The following is a 15,332-nucleotide window of genomic DNA, read 5'->3' on the forward strand; positions in this document are numbered from 1 at the left end:
TCCTTGTCTAAAGCATGAATCGGTTTCCTTCCCCGGTTCTTATGAACCAATCCTTGCGCTCCTCCCTCAGCGATGAACTTCTTCTTTAATCGAATGATTTGGCGTTCAGTCAGCCCTAGAGCCGCTGCTCCTTCCTTGTTCGTCATATGTCCCCCAAGAATTTTTTCCACCACAACTACCTTCTTTAATTCTGCTCTTGTCAATGTGAATGTCTCCTGTCCCATAGTGACATTATCTCAGAACAGTTATAGGGTGACATTATCACAGAAGAATAACAGGAAGACCTCAAGTTTGGTTGACTTTTTAAAGCTGGTATGATTAAATGTAAAAAGGCATTTTCTGTGGATATGAAAATGGTAAACATAGACGCTGGTTATTAGTTATTGTTATTTAAGTGTAGATGATTTCCTGTGAGGGGGTGCAATAGATGAAACCGACTTTCAAACCAAATGTGAGCAAACGTAAAAAGGTTCACGGTTTCCGTAAAAGAATGAGCACGAAAAACGGCCGCAAGGTTCTCGCTGCTCGTCGTCTCAAAGGCAGAAAAGTATTGAGTGCGTAAAGCGTGCGTAAAGACCACCGCGGTGGTCTTTTTTTTGTATTAATCGATAGGTTGCTGCGATAGTTGGTCTATACTATAAGTGCTTGTTAAGTGCTTGTTCAAAAAGTGGGGTTTACAGGACCAAAGCTTAGGCTTCCGATGTGCGTTTTTCCAAACGCTTGAGCCCCGATGAAGTTAGGGACGTAAGTGGCGGGGCTACACGTTTTCGGAGAAAATGACTTCGGAAGCAGGGGTGCGTGAGCAACTCCAATGTTTCGGAAGGAAACATACTACGGAAGCCTACGCTTGGCCTGGCTGAATTCAAGATTTGATGTCGAATCTACTCCTCGAACAGCTTCGTTCTGGGAAGACGACTTTTTGGACAACCTCTATAACAGTAGCCGCGAATCAAGGAGATTTACTCGTGCATAAACAACTTCGTTTGAGAAATCGTGCCGACTTCAACCGTATTTATCGGTTCGGCAAATCCTACGCTAATCGGCAACTCGTTGTGTATTGGTCCAATAAACCCGATATTGAACGTTTTCGACTAGGGGTCTCCGCCAGTAAAAAAATCGGCAACGCTGTCGTGCGTAATCGAATGCGGCGAATGCTGAAGGAAATTGTCCGGCTGCATGAGGCTGAAATTCGTGATCATGTTGATCTGATTTTGATCGTGCGTGCCGGAGCTGTTGGAATGGACTATAAAATCTTGGAAAAAAGCGTGCTTCATGTGCTGCGAAAAGCCGCACTGCTGCGGCCTTTCGGGCGTTGAGCAGCTTTGTTTCCTTGTCCCTTTAAATATGTTATGATTTACGTTGAATGGATAGGTTAAGAGAGGGGTTTTGAAGTGTCGCGATTGATGACTAACCGAAGAAGATGGCTTCTTCTCCTTCTGGCAGTCGGGCTGATTGCTGTACTTGCCGGCTGCGGGACACAAAATGTTAATGTAGCAACTACTACTGAGAGTATGAAAGAAGGTTCGTGGTGGACCGCGAATGTGGTCTACTACTTTTCGTATGCCCTTGATACGTTCGCCAAGTGGTTTAATGGCGAATATGGTCTTGCGATTTTAGTTCTGGTGCTGATTGTCCGGACATTAATTCTACCGCTGACATTGAAGCAGGTGAAGAGCTCCAAGGCGATGCAGGCGATTCAGCCGCAATTGCAGAAGATTCGTGAGCAATACAAGGATAATCCGGAGCAGCAGCAGCAGGAAACGATGAAGCTGTTCCAGGAGTATAAGGTCAATCCGATGGCCGGTTGTTTTCCTTTAATTGTTCAAATGCCAGTGTTCATTGCGTTATATAATTCGATTTTCTACAATTCTGCCATTCGGGAGCACTCCTTCCTGTGGCTGCAGCTAGGTGAACCGGACAAGCTATTTATCTTGCCAGCCATCGCTGCGCTTACGACATTCATTCAAACAAAGATGATGTCGAACATCAACCCGGCAGGCGCACAAGGGCCAATGGCGTTTATGATGTGGGTATACCCTGTATTGATTTTTGTAATGTCATATAACTTCGCTGCTGCCTTGCCATTGTATTGGGTATACAGTAACCTGTACACGATCGGGCAGAACTTCTTCATTTATCGTAAGAAGGACCCGGTTGTTGCTGTAGCGGGAGCCGATTCGGCTACTACTTCTTCTTCGAATAAGAAGCGTGGCGGCTCCAATCTAAAAGCCGGCCATCCCGGTGGCAGAGGTGCCAAGGAGGCAAAAAAATCGAAATGAATAAAATTGTGACGTCGGGAAAAACCGTTGAAGATGCTGTAAGACAAGGATTGGCCAAGCTTGGCACCACCGAGGATCAAGTCGCCGTGAATGTGTTGGAGCAGCCATCAAAAGGATTCCTGGGTCTGATCGGGGTGAAGGCAGCAAAGGTAGAGCTTACTTTGCTGGAACCGTCCCGGTCAGTACCCTCTTCGCAAGGAAGTGCTTCTACGCTCCGCATGCCTGAATCTGTACATCAGCAGGAGAAGACATTCGGTGAGAAGAACCCCTATGAGGAAGCGGCGTCATTTGTACGGGACGTCGGCGAGAATATGGGCCTCGATGTGAAGGTCGAGATCGTCCAAGGCAAAGACAGCACCGTACTGAACATTTCGGGCCGTGATTTGGGATTGATAATTGGGCGGAGAGGACAAACCCTCGATGCCCTGCAATACTTGGCGAATATTATCGCTAACCGTTATTCCGATAGCTTTATCCGTATTATCCTTGATGCCGAGAACTTTCGGGAACGCCGGAAGAAGACGCTGGAGGAGCTTGCCGACAGATTGGCCGGACGGGTTGTTCGTACACGCAAAGAGGTTACGCTGGAGCCAATGTCACCGCAGGAGCGCAAAGTGATTCATTCCCAACTTCAGGATCACCCGGAGGTCAAGACTTATAGCAAAGGCGATGAACCTAATCGGCGAGTGGTGATTGCATTGAAGCAAGGCAGATGAATGAGACGCAATGACGTTTGCTCGGCGTGAAGCCGGGTGGGGGTCGTTGCGTTTATTTTTTCTCAACCCTCCCCACCCCTCCCTTACTGTAAGGGAGGGCGCCCGAGGGCTCGCTGCCCTCTGGGCTCCCGCAAACTGGAGGAATGTGGGAGGGAGTGAGGCGCTCCTGCTCGCTGTCCCCTGCGGGGATGCGCTTGATGTTTGGTGCGTGGAGCGCTTTTCCCCCTTCGGGTACGTCTTACTTTTGGCTCGCCCGGGTTACCTGGCACGGCTGATGGGGACACTACTGCTTTCGGCGAATCTGAGATTTGGCGAGTAACGAGTCGGCTTTTCGCCCCTTCGGGGCCCGCCTTTACTGTGGTGCTGTTTTGTGGCTGTAATCAAGGAAGCGAGAGTAAGGAGAGTTGTATAGAACGCTGGGAGTGGTTGACGAGCAAGGAGGCGCTGTCCCTACGGGATGCGCTTGGGCTGTGGAGCAGGGCGTGTGGGTGTAGTCAGGGAAGCGAGAGTAGAGATACTTGAGCAGGTGTGCTGGGTGAGTGAGATGGATTAGTGGAGCGGGGCGTATGAATCTGGAGAAACGGAAGTGTTCGCCTTTGCCATGGGATTGTAACCCTGTAGGGTGTTAATCAATCCAGACAATCCCATGGCAATAGCGATCGGAGGATCATACGACTTGCGGAACGGCCCCATTCACGAATTTGTTTGCTACAATGATATTTACAACAAGAACTAGTGAGGTGAAATAGATGCTAACCGATACGATAGCGGCCATTTCAACGGCCGTGGGTGAGAGCGGGATCGCGGTGATTCGCGTGAGCGGGCCGGAGTCGATTAACGAGGTGGGACGCTTGTTCCGCAGCAAGACGGCGTTGCCGGAGGCGGAAAGTCATACGGTACATTATGGCTTTATTGTTGATCCGGCCACGGAGGAGAAGCTGGAAGAGGTGCTGGTGACGGTGTTTCGTGCGCCGCGCTCCTTCACGACGGAGGATGTGGTGGAGGTCAGTACGCATGGCGGGATTTTTTCGGTCAAGCGCGTGATGGATTTGCTGCTCCAGCAGCGGGGGATTCGACTGGCGGAGCCGGGCGAGTTCACGAAGCGCGCGTTCTTGAACGGGCGGATCGATTTGTCGCAGGCGGAGGCGGTTATCGACCTGATCCGCTCGAAGTCGGATCGGGCCTTCTCGGTAGCGCTGAAGCAGGTTGGCGGCGAGCTGTCGCGCAAGGTATCAGCATTGCGTCATACGCTGGTGGAGACGCTGGCGCATATTGAGGTGAACATCGATTATCCGGAGCATGATGTGGAATCGATGACAATGGAGTTTATCAAGCAGAAATGCGCCGCAGTGTCGGAAGGCATTGATGTGCTGCTGAAGACGGCCAATCAGGGCAAAATTTTGCGAGAAGGCATTACAACGGCGATTGTCGGCCGTCCGAATGTCGGCAAGTCCTCGCTGATGAACGCGTTAGCCCGGGAGAATAAGGCGATTGTAACTGATATTCCGGGAACGACGCGGGATGTGATTGAGGAATATGTAACGATTAATCAGATTCCGCTCAAGCTGCTGGATACGGCGGGGATCCGCGAGACGATGGATGTGGTCGAGCAGATCGGGGTGGAGCGCTCCAGAGAAGCATTTACTGACGCAGATCTGATCCTGCTGGTGCTGAGCGGGGCTGAGCCGCTGCATGAGGACGAGATTGCCCTGATGGAGCAATTGAAGGGCAGAACGGCGATCGTCTTGCTGAATAAGATGGATTTACCGCAACAGTTGGATCGCGAGGTCGTACGGCGTTATTTTTCCGAGGAATCGGTGGTTGAGCTATCGGTCAAGACGGAACAGGGGCTGGATCATCTGGAGGAAGTCATTGCTACCTTATTCTTCGGGGGCCAGTTGGAGTCCAATGATTTGACCTATGTTACGAATGTGCGGCATATTGCGCTATTCAAGCAGGCCAAGCAGTCGCTTGCTGATGCGTATGAAGCGGCGGATAGCGGGATTCCTATCGATATTTTGCAGATTGATGTAAGGCTGGCTTGGGAGCAATTGGGTGAAGTGATTGGCGATTCGGCACCAGATGCGCTGATTGACCAGATTTTTTCGCAATTTTGCTTGGGGAAATAATTGGAGGACGTATCATCGGAACCGGTTCATGGTATGATGTTACGGACAGAATACGCAAGGTTAAGGCAAAGGGGGTAGACGAATGAGTTACGATGCTGGAAACTATGATGTGATCGTGGTCGGAGCAGGACATGCCGGCTGTGAAGCGGCTTTGGCTGCTGCGCGGATGGGCTGCCGTACGCTGGTGGTCACGATTAATTTGGATATGATTGCTTTTATGCCGTGCAATCCTTCGATTGGGGGGCCGGCAAAGGGCCATGTGGTGCGCGAGGTGGATGCCTTGGGCGGGGAGATGGGACGGAACATCGATAAAACGTTCATTCAAATGCGGATGCTGAATACCGGGAAAGGTCCGGCGGTTCACGCGCTGCGGGCGCAAGCGGATAAATTCTTGTACCAGCACACGATGAAGGAAACGATGGAGAAGGAACCAAAACTGACGATGCTTCAGGGCATGGTGGAGGAACTAATCGTTGAGGAAGATCGCTGCGTTGGTGTAGTGACGAAGACAGGGGCAGCTTATCGGGCTGACGCGGTGGTACTGACGACGGGAACCTATCTGCGGGGCAAAATCATTATGGGCGAGCTGATGTATGAAAGTGGTCCTAATAACCAACAGCCTTCGGTGCGTTTGTCGCAAAATTTGAAAGAGCTTGGCCTGGAATTGGTTCGCTTCAAAACAGGTACGCCGCCGCGGGTGCATAAGGATACGATTGATTTCTCGCAAACGGAAATTCAGCCTGGGGATGCCAAGCCGAAGTTCTTCTCGTATGAGACACAGTCCTCGGATAATGAACAATTGCCTTGCTGGTTGACTTATACGTCGGAGGATACTCACCGGATCATCAATGAGAACCTGCACCGTGCTCCGATGTTCTCTGGAGTGATTGAAGGAACTGGACCCCGTTACTGTCCGTCCATTGAGGACAAAATCGTCCGCTTTAGCGATAAGCCAAAGCATCAGATTTTCCTGGAGCCAGAGGGGAAAAATACGTCGGAATATTATGTACAAGGATTCTCCACCAGTATGCCGGAGGAGGTTCAGTTGAAGATGCTTCGTTCCGTGCCAGGTCTGCAAAATGTGCAAATGATGCGTACCGGGTACGCGATTGAGTATGATGCGGTAGTTCCTACGCAGCTATGGCCTTCGCTGGAAACGAAGCGGCTGTCTGGTTTGTTCACAGCAGGACAAATCAATGGTACATCCGGCTATGAGGAGGCGGCGGGACAAGGTATTATGGCGGGTATTAATGCGGCGCGCAAGGTACAAGGGAAAGAGCCGGTAATTCTGGACCGCTCTCAGGGATACATCGGCGTGCTGATTGATGATCTGGTCACCAAAGGAACCAATGAGCCGTACCGACTGCTGACTTCCCGGGCAGAATATCGTTTGTTGCTACGTCATGATAATGCCGATTTGCGCTTAACGCCAATTGGTTATGAAATTGGCTTAATTTCTGAGGAACGCTACGCCCGCTTTATGGACAAAAAGCATAAGGTAGAGCAGGAAATCGAACGCTTAAGAGTGACAAAGGTACGTCCTTCAGAAATTAATGCGCTATTGGAGTCGGTAGGCTCCGCCCCTATTCAGGACGGGAGCAATCTATTGACGATCTTACGCCGACCCGAAGTCAGTTACGAAGGAATTAGCCAGGTCTCTCCTTCTGAGATTGAATTGGATGAGGATATGCAGGAGCAAGTCGAAATCCAAATTAAATATGCCGGGTATATAGAAAAGCAATTACTGCATGTTGAAAAGTTACAAAAAATGGAAAAGAAAAAATTGCCTGAACGAATCAATTATGATGATATTCAAGGTCTGGCCATGGAGGCTCGGCAGAAATTGGCAAAAATTCGTCCGATATCTATTGGGCAAGCTTCGCGAATTTCTGGAGTGACCCCTGCGGATATCTCTATTTTGCTCGTTTATCTGGAGCACTTCAACCGGGTTACGGCGGCAGGAGGGTAAGAAGGTGGATTCTGTACAATTCCAATTTTGCACCCTGCTGCAAGAGCATCAATTGGAGCTTTCAGCAAGGCAGCTACAGCAATTTGAACGATATTATGATGAACTAGTGTCCTGGAATGAAAAGATGAATCTAACAGGGATTACGGATCGGGAACAAGTATATATTAAGCATTTCTATGACTCGTTAAGCCTGGCTTTTTATGTGCCTATGGATCAGATTTGTTCCTTGGCTGATATTGGTTCAGGGGCGGGGTTTCCCGGCATTCCCTTAAAAATTTGTTACCCTCATTTGCAGCTAACCATTGTAGATTCACTGAATAAGCGGATACAGTTCTTGCAGCACGTAGTCGATGAACTTGGGCTTATGAACGTACAACTGCTCCACGGTCGTGCCGAGGATCTGGCTCGACAGGCAGGTCTTCGTGATTCCTTTGATTTGGTAACGGCTCGCGCTGTAGCCCGGATGGCCGTATTAAATGAATTTTGTCTGCCCTTTGCCAAGCCAGGTGGGATGTTTGTAGCGATGAAGGGGAGTGACCCCAAGGATGAGCTGAAAGAGGCAGCGTTTAGCTTATCCGAGTTAAAGGGGAAATGCGTTAAGACACCGCAATTCGTATTGCCAATGGAACAATCGGAACGACATTTAGTTATTGTAAATAAGGTGGCAGTAACACCCAAGAAATATCCACGCAAGGCAGGTACCCCTGCAAAAGCGCCATTAATGTAGCGAATGTGAGGAAATCCCCCTTAGTAAATTGTTCCACGTGAAACATGGTCTAAGGGGGATTGAACATTTAGCAAAATAAGATCATAGGATTATAGAGAAAAAAGTGGTAGAATAGATATATCTGGGATATCCGTAAGGCTTGTCCTTATGTCACTATGAAACTAGGTGGTAATTGACGGAATGAAAGAACAATTTTCTAAATTGTTCGGTTTAGCCGAACGAAGCAGCGGAGATGAAGTAAGACAAATTCCGGTGGGGGAAATTGTCGGTAGTCCTTATCAGCCGCGGACCATTTTTGACGACGATAAGATTGAGGAGCTTTGTCAAACTATTCGTACGCACGGTGTTATCCAGCCTATAGTAGTACGTTTTCGAAATGATAAGTATGAGATTATTGCTGGTGAACGCCGTTGGCGCGCGGTAAAAAAGCTAGGACTTGAAACCATTCCTGCCATTTTACGTGATTTCAATGATTCGCAAGCAGCTTCAATCGCATTAATTGAAAATCTGCAGCGAGAGGGACTAACCTCTATCGAAGAGGCTGTGGCTTATCAGAATTTGATTGATCTTCATCAATTAACTCAGGAAAGCTTGGCTCAGCGTTTGGGGAAAAGCCAATCAACGATTGCAAATAAGATCAGGCTGTTGCAGCTTCCTGAAGGTGTTAAGACGGCGCTGATGGAACGGAAGATTACGGAGCGTCATGCTCGTGCCTTGTTATCGCTGGATACGGAAGAATTGCAATTGAAGGTGCTCGGTGAAGTTGTTAGTAAAGAGCTTAATGTGAAGCAGACGGAAGCGAGAATTGCTTTTTATAAGGAAGTAGCCAAAAATAAGAAGTCTCCTTCTAAACGGATTTCCTTTACGAAAGATGTTCGGCTGGCATTAAACACAATTCGTCAATCAATTGATATGGTGACCGGCTCGGGCTTGGAAATCAAGACGGAAGAGAAGGACCATGAGGATCATTACGAGATTGTGATTCAAATTCCGAAACGTTCATAATAGGGATATGCTGACCCTGACCGCCAGGTTTGCAGGTCAGCTTCTTTTTCGGCTATACGAAGACATTGAACGCGCAATCGACCTTCAGGTGATTCACCATGGATTGCTATTGGTCTTTTTGTAGCGGCAGCTTAGATTACAAACTTGAAGTTCTACAAAGAGATTCTTCTATTATATTGAGGTGAACTGGATTGACTAAAATTATAGCGATAGCTAACCAAAAGGGTGGCGTCGGAAAAACGACGACTTCCGTCAATTTGGGAGCCGGGCTTGCGGCAATTGGAAAAAAAGTGCTGCTTATTGATATCGATCCCCAGGGAAACACAACAAGTGGTGTTGGTATTAATAAAGCAGATGTAGCAAATTGTATTTATGATGTGCTGATTAATGAAGTCAATCCGCGTGATGCCATTGCGCCTACAGAAATTGACAACTTACATATTATTCCGGCTACCATCCAATTGGCAGGTGCGGAGATTGAGTTGGTTCCCACAATTTCTCGTGAAGTAAGATTGAAAAAGTCACTGCAACCGATTCGTCATTTATATGATTATATTTTGATCGATTGCCCACCATCACTTGGAATTTTGACTATTAACTCATTGACTGCGGCCGATTCAGTGCTGATTCCTATCCAATGTGAATATTATGCTTTGGAAGGGTTGAGCCAATTGTTGAACACGGTTCGCTTGGTACAGAAGCATTTAAATACCTCTTTGCAAATTGAAGGAGTATTATTGACCATGTTTGATGCCAGAACGAATTTGGGTATTCAGGTTATTGAAGAGGTCAAAAAATATTTCCAACAGAAGGTATATAGAACAGTAATTCCACGTAACGTGCGGCTTAGTGAAGCGCCGTCCCATGGTCAATCTATCATTACGTACGATCCTCGCTCAAAGGGCGCGGAGGTCTATTTAGAGTTGGCAAAGGAAGTGGTCTCTTATGAATAAGCGCTTGGGTAAGGGATTAGACGCATTAATTCCGGCATTGTCGATACAGGACGATGATAAAGTAGTGGAAATACCTTTGAATCAACTTCGGGCGAATCCTTATCAGCCACGTAAAACCTTTGACGAAGAGGCCATTCGAGAGTTGGCTGAATCGATTCGACAGCATGGAGTTATTCAACCTATCATTGTCCGCAGTGTGTTGAAGGGTTATGAGATCATTGCTGGGGAACGCCGATTCCGTGCTTCCCAATATTGTGGTAATGCAACTATACCGGCTGTTGTTCGCTCCTTTTCTGATCAGCAAGTCATGGAGATCGCCCTGATTGAGAACTTGCAACGGGAGAACCTGAATGCTATGGAAGTTGCGGTGGCTTACCAAGGGCTGATGGATCAATTCCAATTAACCCAAGAAGAATTATCCATGAAGGTGGGTAAATCACGTTCTCATATCGCTAATTTTTTGCGTTTACTTTCGCTTCCAGAAGAAGTGAAGGAATATGTTTCACGTGGAACATTATCCATGGGACATGCTCGTGCCTTGGTTGGTTTAAAGAATGCTACGATGATCAAGCAGTTGGCACAACAATGTATTGAACACGGGTGGAGTGTTCGTGATCTTGAAGATGCGGTACAGCAAACGGATCGTATAAAAAAGGAAAAACCAAAAAACACCAATAAAAAACGGGACCCTTATATCGAAGAGGTTGAAGAGAGCTTGCGTGAACGATATAAAACAACCGTGAAGATTAAAGCTAATAAAGAAAAAGGCAAGATTGAGATTAACTATTATAGCCAACAGGATTTGCAACGTCTGTTGGACATGCTAAGCTAAAGCTTTTGTTAAAAAAGATAATGACATACCTTTCTTCCAAGGAAGAGGGATATGTCATTTCTTGATAATGATAGAGTGTATAGGATTTCCACAAAGTTTAATCATTCAATCAGTATAAGGAAAACTTTTATCAAGAGCAGTTATCCTTAGTGAAAGCATGTCGATAAACGCTATTTATCTGAACGGTTGTTGTTTCGAGATGAGGACAGATCGTTAGAGAGGAGCTTGTCATGCAAACTCATATCTATCTGGATTATGCAGCAACGTCATGGCCAAAGCCTCCTAGCGTAGGAGCGGCTGTGCTGGAAGCCATCAATGGTGCTTCTGCTAATGCAGGGCGTGGCAATCATGGAATGGCGCTGCAAGCAGGGAGGGCGCTATATCGAACGAGAGCCGCGCTTGCTCAGCTATTTCATATTTCCAACCCCAATGACATCTCATTTACCTCTAATACAACAGCTGCACTGAATTTGGCCATTAAGGGTTGGCTAAAGCCAGGGGAGCATGTCCTCGCGACAATGGTCGAGCACAACTCCGTCAGACGTCCCTTGGAATTCTTGAAGCGAACGATCGGGATAGAAGTGGACTATGTTGAAGTTGATCACGAGGGACAATTGAATCTGGAACAAATGAAGAAACTTTTTCGCCCACATACACGTTTAGTTGTATGCTCCCATAGCTCCAATTTGCTGGGAAGCATTTTGCCTGTTCAAGAGATCGCTAGCCTGGCTCATCAGCACGGTGCTATTCTGCTTGTGGATGCAGCTCAAACTGCGGGCGGGTATCCGATCAATGTACAGGAAATGGGAATTGATATGTTGGCTTTTCCCGGACATAAGGGGCTGCTGGGTCCACAAGGTACAGGAGGCTTATATATCAGCCCACAGCTTTATCTGGAGCCGTTGCTGCATGGAGGGACAGGCAGTCAATCAGAAGCAACGGAGCAACCGGAGGTGCGCCCCGACCGCTATGAAGCAGGGACAGCCAACACGCCGGGCATTGCCGGATTGGGAGCAGGAGTAGCTTATGTCCTGGAGCAGGGCGTTGAGAGGATATACCGGCATGAATGGAAGCTGACACAATATTTGCTGGAGGCTTTGGGACAGATACCGGGCATAACAATTCTGGGACCAGAAAAGGGACAACCTCGTACAGGGATTGTTTCTTTCAATCTTGATCAGCGAGATGCATCGGAAGTTGCCTTCAAGCTGGATAAAGAATATGGGATTGCAGTACGTGCCGGATATCATTGCACGCCGCTTGGGCACGAAGCTGCTGGAACGTTGAATGGGGGAGCTGTCCGTGCCAGCGTAGGTTACGCAACGACCATACAGGAAGTTGAAGCTCTTATTCATGCACTGTCAACCATAGGCAACAGAAAGGGAATTTAAGCAAAGAGGAGAAGACGAATAGCATGCAGGAATGGAATGATCTCATCTTTGAGCAACTAGTTTGGGTTGTTGGAGGAATTGCGTTATTGCTTATTGGGTTGCTAATTTGGAATCTAGTCCAAGGCAGCAAGCTGCGCAAGATGAGAAGAAAATATGAGCTGATGATGGAAGGCACCGGAATAGAGCATTTGGAAGATGTGCTAATCGATCTCAAAATGCAGCAGGGCAAGATGGAGGATGTTCAGGAAGAACTAATTCGCAAGCTGACAACGGTTCAAGCAAAATTGCCTCTACAGAAGGGGAATATCGGTATTAAGCGATATAATGCATTTGGGGAGACCGGTAATGATTTAAGCTTCTCGATTGCAATTGTTAATGAGCTTCAGGATGGAGTTGTGATAACAGGTATTTATAATCGGGATGGTTCCTTCGTATATGCGAAAGGTCTGGAGCATGGGGAGTCCACCCATGCGTTATCCCCGGAAGAACGAGAGGCTATTGCCCTGGCTGTGACAAGGCAATAAACCCCCGATTCCATTCTCGAATGGCACTATGTAAGCTTGTGGAAATAATTTCTGAAAGCCGCATAACAAGACTTAATCTGGTGTTCTGCAATACAAAGTATTCCATAAAGCCGCCGACGTTGACAATTCCTGTGAGATGGATATCGCCAACCGGCGGTAATTGTTTATTTACACCCGCACCGGGACGGAGAGGTCCTTGTACAACCTGAATGGAGCCTATGCTGGCCGATTGACCCAAGCAGGCATCAATGCTGATAATGTACGGATTGTTATAGGAATGCTGGATGTACTCCAGTGTTTCTTTTAAATTCATGGCATGAACAGGTTCTTCCAAAGTACCGTACAGGTGGAAGTAAGGACTGTTATATTTGCTCAGGGCTGTGCCTACCAAGGGTCCTAAGCAATCACCGGTAGAACGGTCTGTACCGATGCAAATGATGACGATATCTTGGCCGGGTACCACTTGGGCAAAATGCAACAACAACCGATGGACAATAGCAGAATGGATCCCCGGCTCTGTGTGCGGAATTTTTAAATATGGAATTTCCTGTTCGGGGACATAGGATTGCAATTGTGACATAGAATCTTCCTTTCCCTGCAGATATAAGTAGTTGGTTAACTTTGCAGTTTACGAATTTAGTAGATAGTATATGGAAGAAGCGGGTATTATATACTCGTACTAAAGTCTTATAGTGCGAGTTCAAAAAGTCGGGTTTACAGGGCCGAAGCTTATGGTTTCGATGTGCGGAAGTCTACGCTTGACTCGGCTGAGTTCAAGATTCACGATGCCAAATTTACTTCTGGAACAAACCCCGTTCTGGGAGGGCGACTTTTTGAACAATCTCTTTAACCGAAAGAAGAGGAGGGCTGACTTTGGAGGAAGAGTGGCTGGTCATGGCCTTTGATTCAACTCAGCAGGCACTGAGGGCTGAAATGTTGCTGGAGTATGCCGAGATTGAGATGGATTTGTGCCCTACGCCCAAGGAGATAACTGCAGGTTGTGCCTTGTCGATTCGGTTCCCGGGAGAGGATTTGCAGAGGGTTCATCAGATTATCCAGTCTGAGACCGTGGAGATTCGCGGGATTTACTCACGTACAGAGATCGGATATGATAACATCAAGCTTTAGAGTGTGTGGTGTGTGGTAAGCATATGGTGAGCGGCCTACGGGAGAACAGGTATGTTGCTGAGATGAGAAGGGAGTAAGTTGCATCCCAACCGTAGATGCTTGTGGTTCTATAAGAAGAAACGGTTATTAAAAAGGGATGGTAATGATGGGAGCTGCAGGGAAGGTAAATACGTGGTGGGACTGGTTTACAAATATGGATATGTGGTCAGAGGTAGTCATATCCGGCCTTAAGATTATTATCATTTTTTTGCTGACCCGGCTATTCGTGAATATTATATATCGCATCATTGATCGGTCTTTGCGCGAGCAAGAAAAGAGCCGATTGCAAATGAACCCCCGCAGGTTGGTGACGGTGGGAGAACTATTAAAGAATATCACCTCAGTCACAAGCAATTTTATTTTGATTATGCTGGTCCTGGGCGAGCTAGGGTTCCAGCTTGCACCGCTGCTGGCGAGTGCTGGAGTACTGGGGCTGGCGATTGGCTTTGGAGCGCAAAGTCTGGTGAAGGATGTAATAACCGGCTTCTTTATTATTTTAGAGGATCAATTTGCCGTGGGGGATGTCATTCAAACGGGGACGCTGAAGGGAACGGTGGAAATGATTGGTTTACGCTCTACACGTCTGGTGAGTTGGACTGGAGAGGTACATATCATTCCTAATGGCCTGATTACGAATGTGACCAATTATTCCGTTGGGACGGCTTTGGCCGTTGTTGATCTTACTTTTAGCAACTCCAGAAGACTGGAAGAAACGGTGCAACTGCTGGAGTCAGCGATGCAGCGCTTCAAGCAAGAAGAACAGGCCTCTATTTCGCAAGTTCCTCATGTTCTGGGTATCCAATCGCTGTCGGCTGCTGAATATGCAGTACGGATTGCCGTACACTGCCCACCGGCAGTACGTGCGGATGTCGAGCGTCAAATTCAGACGTATGCGAAGGAAGCGCTGGAGACGGCCGAATCGGGCGAGCAAAGAGGGCTGGGATAATTTTGAGCGGATAGCGAGCGACAGTCATGAGTGCCGCTTTCTGTAAGCCTGATCAAGTATTCTCTTTGCTTGTCGTCTGAGAGGTATGAATGGATCAAAGCGTGTGATCTTCTGATAAATTTGGCTATATATCTGTTAAGGCTTTATGATAAAGGGGGAAAAGCTGTGGAGCGCAAATCATTTCAATTGGGTGATATCGTACAAATGAAAAAAAATCATCCTTGCGGCAGCAATGAGATGGAGATTATTCGTATGGGGATGGATATTCGCATCAAGTGTGTGGGCTGTAAGCATAGCGTGCTTGTCCCGCGTGCCAAATTCGAGAAGAATATGCGCAAGGTGCTTAGGCCTGCAAATCCGCTGGAGCAAGAAGGCGGAGAGGATGTCGCTGATCATCAGTAGTTTGAGCAGAAGGTCTCTATGTCAATCGTCTGTGAAAATGTCACCTTAACTGTGCTATGAAAATGTCACTTTATTCGTTGGAGCCTCCTGCTTCACCAGGAGGTCTCCGAATAGCTGCTATGCTGTGAATACATAGCATCTTGGAATGAGCTTTGTTTTGTGCTATGGTTAGTTATGGTGTTTACCGTGGATCTCCACGGATGGTTAGGAGCGGGTTTGCGTGGCTGCGCAGAACTCGCTTTTTTTGTTTCCATAGTGGCTGGTATTGGTTTTTCCGTCCTCTTTAAAGGCA

17 protein-coding genes and 1 pseudogene are annotated in these 15,332 nt (G+C 47.5%); 15 read left to right on the plus strand and 3 right to left on the minus strand.

The features are described from left to right. Positions 1 to 203: helix-turn-helix domain-containing protein (locus tag C557_RS23965; protein WP_018754104.1), on the minus strand; the 203-nt coding region annotated here is incomplete at its 3' end. A 224-nt stretch (positions 204 to 427) separates the two neighbouring features. Between C557_RS23965 and rpmH the strand changes: the two genes are divergently transcribed. From rpmH to C557_RS0122560, 12 genes are all read left to right on the plus strand, one after another. Further along, positions 428 to 562 carry a 50S ribosomal protein L34 gene (rpmH, locus tag C557_RS0122500; RefSeq protein WP_009223341.1) on the plus strand — a complete coding sequence of 45 codons (135 nt, stop codon included), beginning with the start codon at positions 428 to 430 and terminating at the stop codon, positions 560 to 562. A gap of 403 nt (positions 563 to 965) precedes the next feature. Continuing rightward, entirely contained in the window at positions 966 to 1,316 is a 351-nt protein-coding gene (rnpA, locus tag C557_RS0122505) for a ribonuclease P protein component (RefSeq protein WP_018754105.1), read from the plus strand. A 75-nt stretch (positions 1,317 to 1,391) separates the two neighbouring features. After that, complete coding sequence (locus C557_RS0122510; RefSeq protein WP_026263640.1) at positions 1,392 to 2,279, plus strand: YidC/Oxa1 family membrane protein insertase; 888 nt, start codon at positions 1,392 to 1,394, stop codon at positions 2,277 to 2,279. Then, entirely contained in the window at positions 2,276 to 2,995 is a 720-nt protein-coding gene (gene jag / locus C557_RS0122515) for an RNA-binding cell elongation regulator Jag/EloR (protein ID WP_018754107.1), read from the plus strand. Before C557_RS0122510 ends, jag begins: the two co-directional genes overlap by 4 nt. Positions 2,996 to 3,744: 749 nt before the next feature. Beyond that, positions 3,745 to 5,124 (plus strand): tRNA uridine-5-carboxymethylaminomethyl(34) synthesis GTPase MnmE, encoded by a 1,380-nt coding sequence (gene mnmE / locus C557_RS0122525; RefSeq protein ID WP_018754109.1) that lies wholly within the window; start codon positions 3,745 to 3,747, stop codon positions 5,122 to 5,124. 82 nt (positions 5,125 to 5,206) lie between these two features. Further along, a complete protein-coding gene (mnmG, locus tag C557_RS0122530; RefSeq protein ID WP_018754110.1) occupies positions 5,207 to 7,093 on the plus strand; it encodes a tRNA uridine-5-carboxymethylaminomethyl(34) synthesis enzyme MnmG in 1,887 nt (628 codons plus the stop codon). Positions 7,094 to 7,097: 4 nt separating this feature from the next. After that, positions 7,098 to 7,820, plus strand: coding sequence for a 16S rRNA (guanine(527)-N(7))-methyltransferase RsmG (gene rsmG / locus C557_RS0122535; protein ID WP_018754111.1), 723 nt, complete (start codon positions 7,098 to 7,100; stop codon positions 7,818 to 7,820). A gap of 180 nt (positions 7,821 to 8,000) precedes the next feature. Then, positions 8,001 to 8,825: a nucleoid occlusion protein gene (gene noc, locus C557_RS0122540; protein WP_018754112.1), complete on the plus strand. Its 825-nt coding sequence runs from the start codon at positions 8,001 to 8,003 to the stop codon at positions 8,823 to 8,825. A 191-nt stretch (positions 8,826 to 9,016) separates the two neighbouring features. Then, the gene (locus C557_RS0122545; protein WP_018754113.1) at positions 9,017 to 9,778 is read left to right on the plus strand and encodes a ParA family protein; all 762 of its coding nucleotides are present in this window, start codon (positions 9,017 to 9,019) and stop codon (positions 9,776 to 9,778) included. Then, the gene (locus tag C557_RS0122550) at positions 9,771 to 10,610 is read left to right on the plus strand and encodes a ParB/RepB/Spo0J family partition protein (protein WP_018754114.1); all 840 of its coding nucleotides are present in this window, start codon (positions 9,771 to 9,773) and stop codon (positions 10,608 to 10,610) included. The genes C557_RS0122545 and C557_RS0122550 overlap by 8 nt, the downstream gene beginning before the upstream one ends. 230 nt (positions 10,611 to 10,840) lie before the next feature. Next, complete coding sequence (locus tag C557_RS0122555; protein WP_018754115.1) at positions 10,841 to 12,001, plus strand: aminotransferase class V-fold PLP-dependent enzyme; 1,161 nt, start codon at positions 10,841 to 10,843, stop codon at positions 11,999 to 12,001. Positions 12,002 to 12,024: 23 nt separating this feature from the next. Beyond that, positions 12,025 to 12,525 (plus strand): DUF4446 family protein, encoded by a 501-nt coding sequence (locus C557_RS0122560; protein WP_018754116.1) that lies wholly within the window; start codon positions 12,025 to 12,027, stop codon positions 12,523 to 12,525. Here the strand turns inward: C557_RS0122560 and yyaC are convergent. Next, the gene (yyaC, locus tag C557_RS0122565; RefSeq protein WP_018754117.1) at positions 12,497 to 13,105 is read right to left on the minus strand and encodes a spore protease YyaC; all 609 of its coding nucleotides are present in this window, start codon (positions 13,103 to 13,105) and stop codon (positions 12,497 to 12,499) included. The genes C557_RS0122560 and yyaC overlap by 29 nt on opposite strands. A gap of 314 nt (positions 13,106 to 13,419) precedes the next feature. On the opposite strand from yyaC, the gene C557_RS0122570 reads away from it, so the two are divergent. From C557_RS0122570 to C557_RS0122580, 3 genes are all read left to right on the plus strand, one after another. Next, on the plus strand, positions 13,420 to 13,653 hold the full coding sequence (locus tag C557_RS0122570) for a putative Se/S carrier protein (protein ID WP_040677560.1): 234 nt from the start codon (positions 13,420 to 13,422) through the stop codon (positions 13,651 to 13,653). Between the two features lie 142 nt (positions 13,654 to 13,795). Continuing rightward, the gene (locus C557_RS0122575; RefSeq protein WP_420805410.1) at positions 13,796 to 14,638 is read left to right on the plus strand and encodes a mechanosensitive ion channel family protein; all 843 of its coding nucleotides are present in this window, start codon (positions 13,796 to 13,798) and stop codon (positions 14,636 to 14,638) included. 165 nt (positions 14,639 to 14,803) lie between these two features. Continuing rightward, entirely contained in the window at positions 14,804 to 15,040 is a 237-nt protein-coding gene (locus C557_RS0122580; protein WP_018754120.1) for a DUF951 domain-containing protein, read from the plus strand. Between the two features lie 92 nt (positions 15,041 to 15,132). Here the strand turns inward: C557_RS0122580 and C557_RS25800 are convergent. Beyond that, positions 15,133 to 15,332, minus strand: a pseudogene (locus C557_RS25800) (ISNCY family transposase); the annotation flags it as partial.

The sequence above is a fragment of the Paenibacillus sanguinis 2301083 = DSM 16941 genome, from assembly GCF_000374825.1.
Classification (GTDB): Bacteria; Bacillota; Bacilli; order Paenibacillales; family Paenibacillaceae; genus Fontibacillus; species Fontibacillus sanguinis.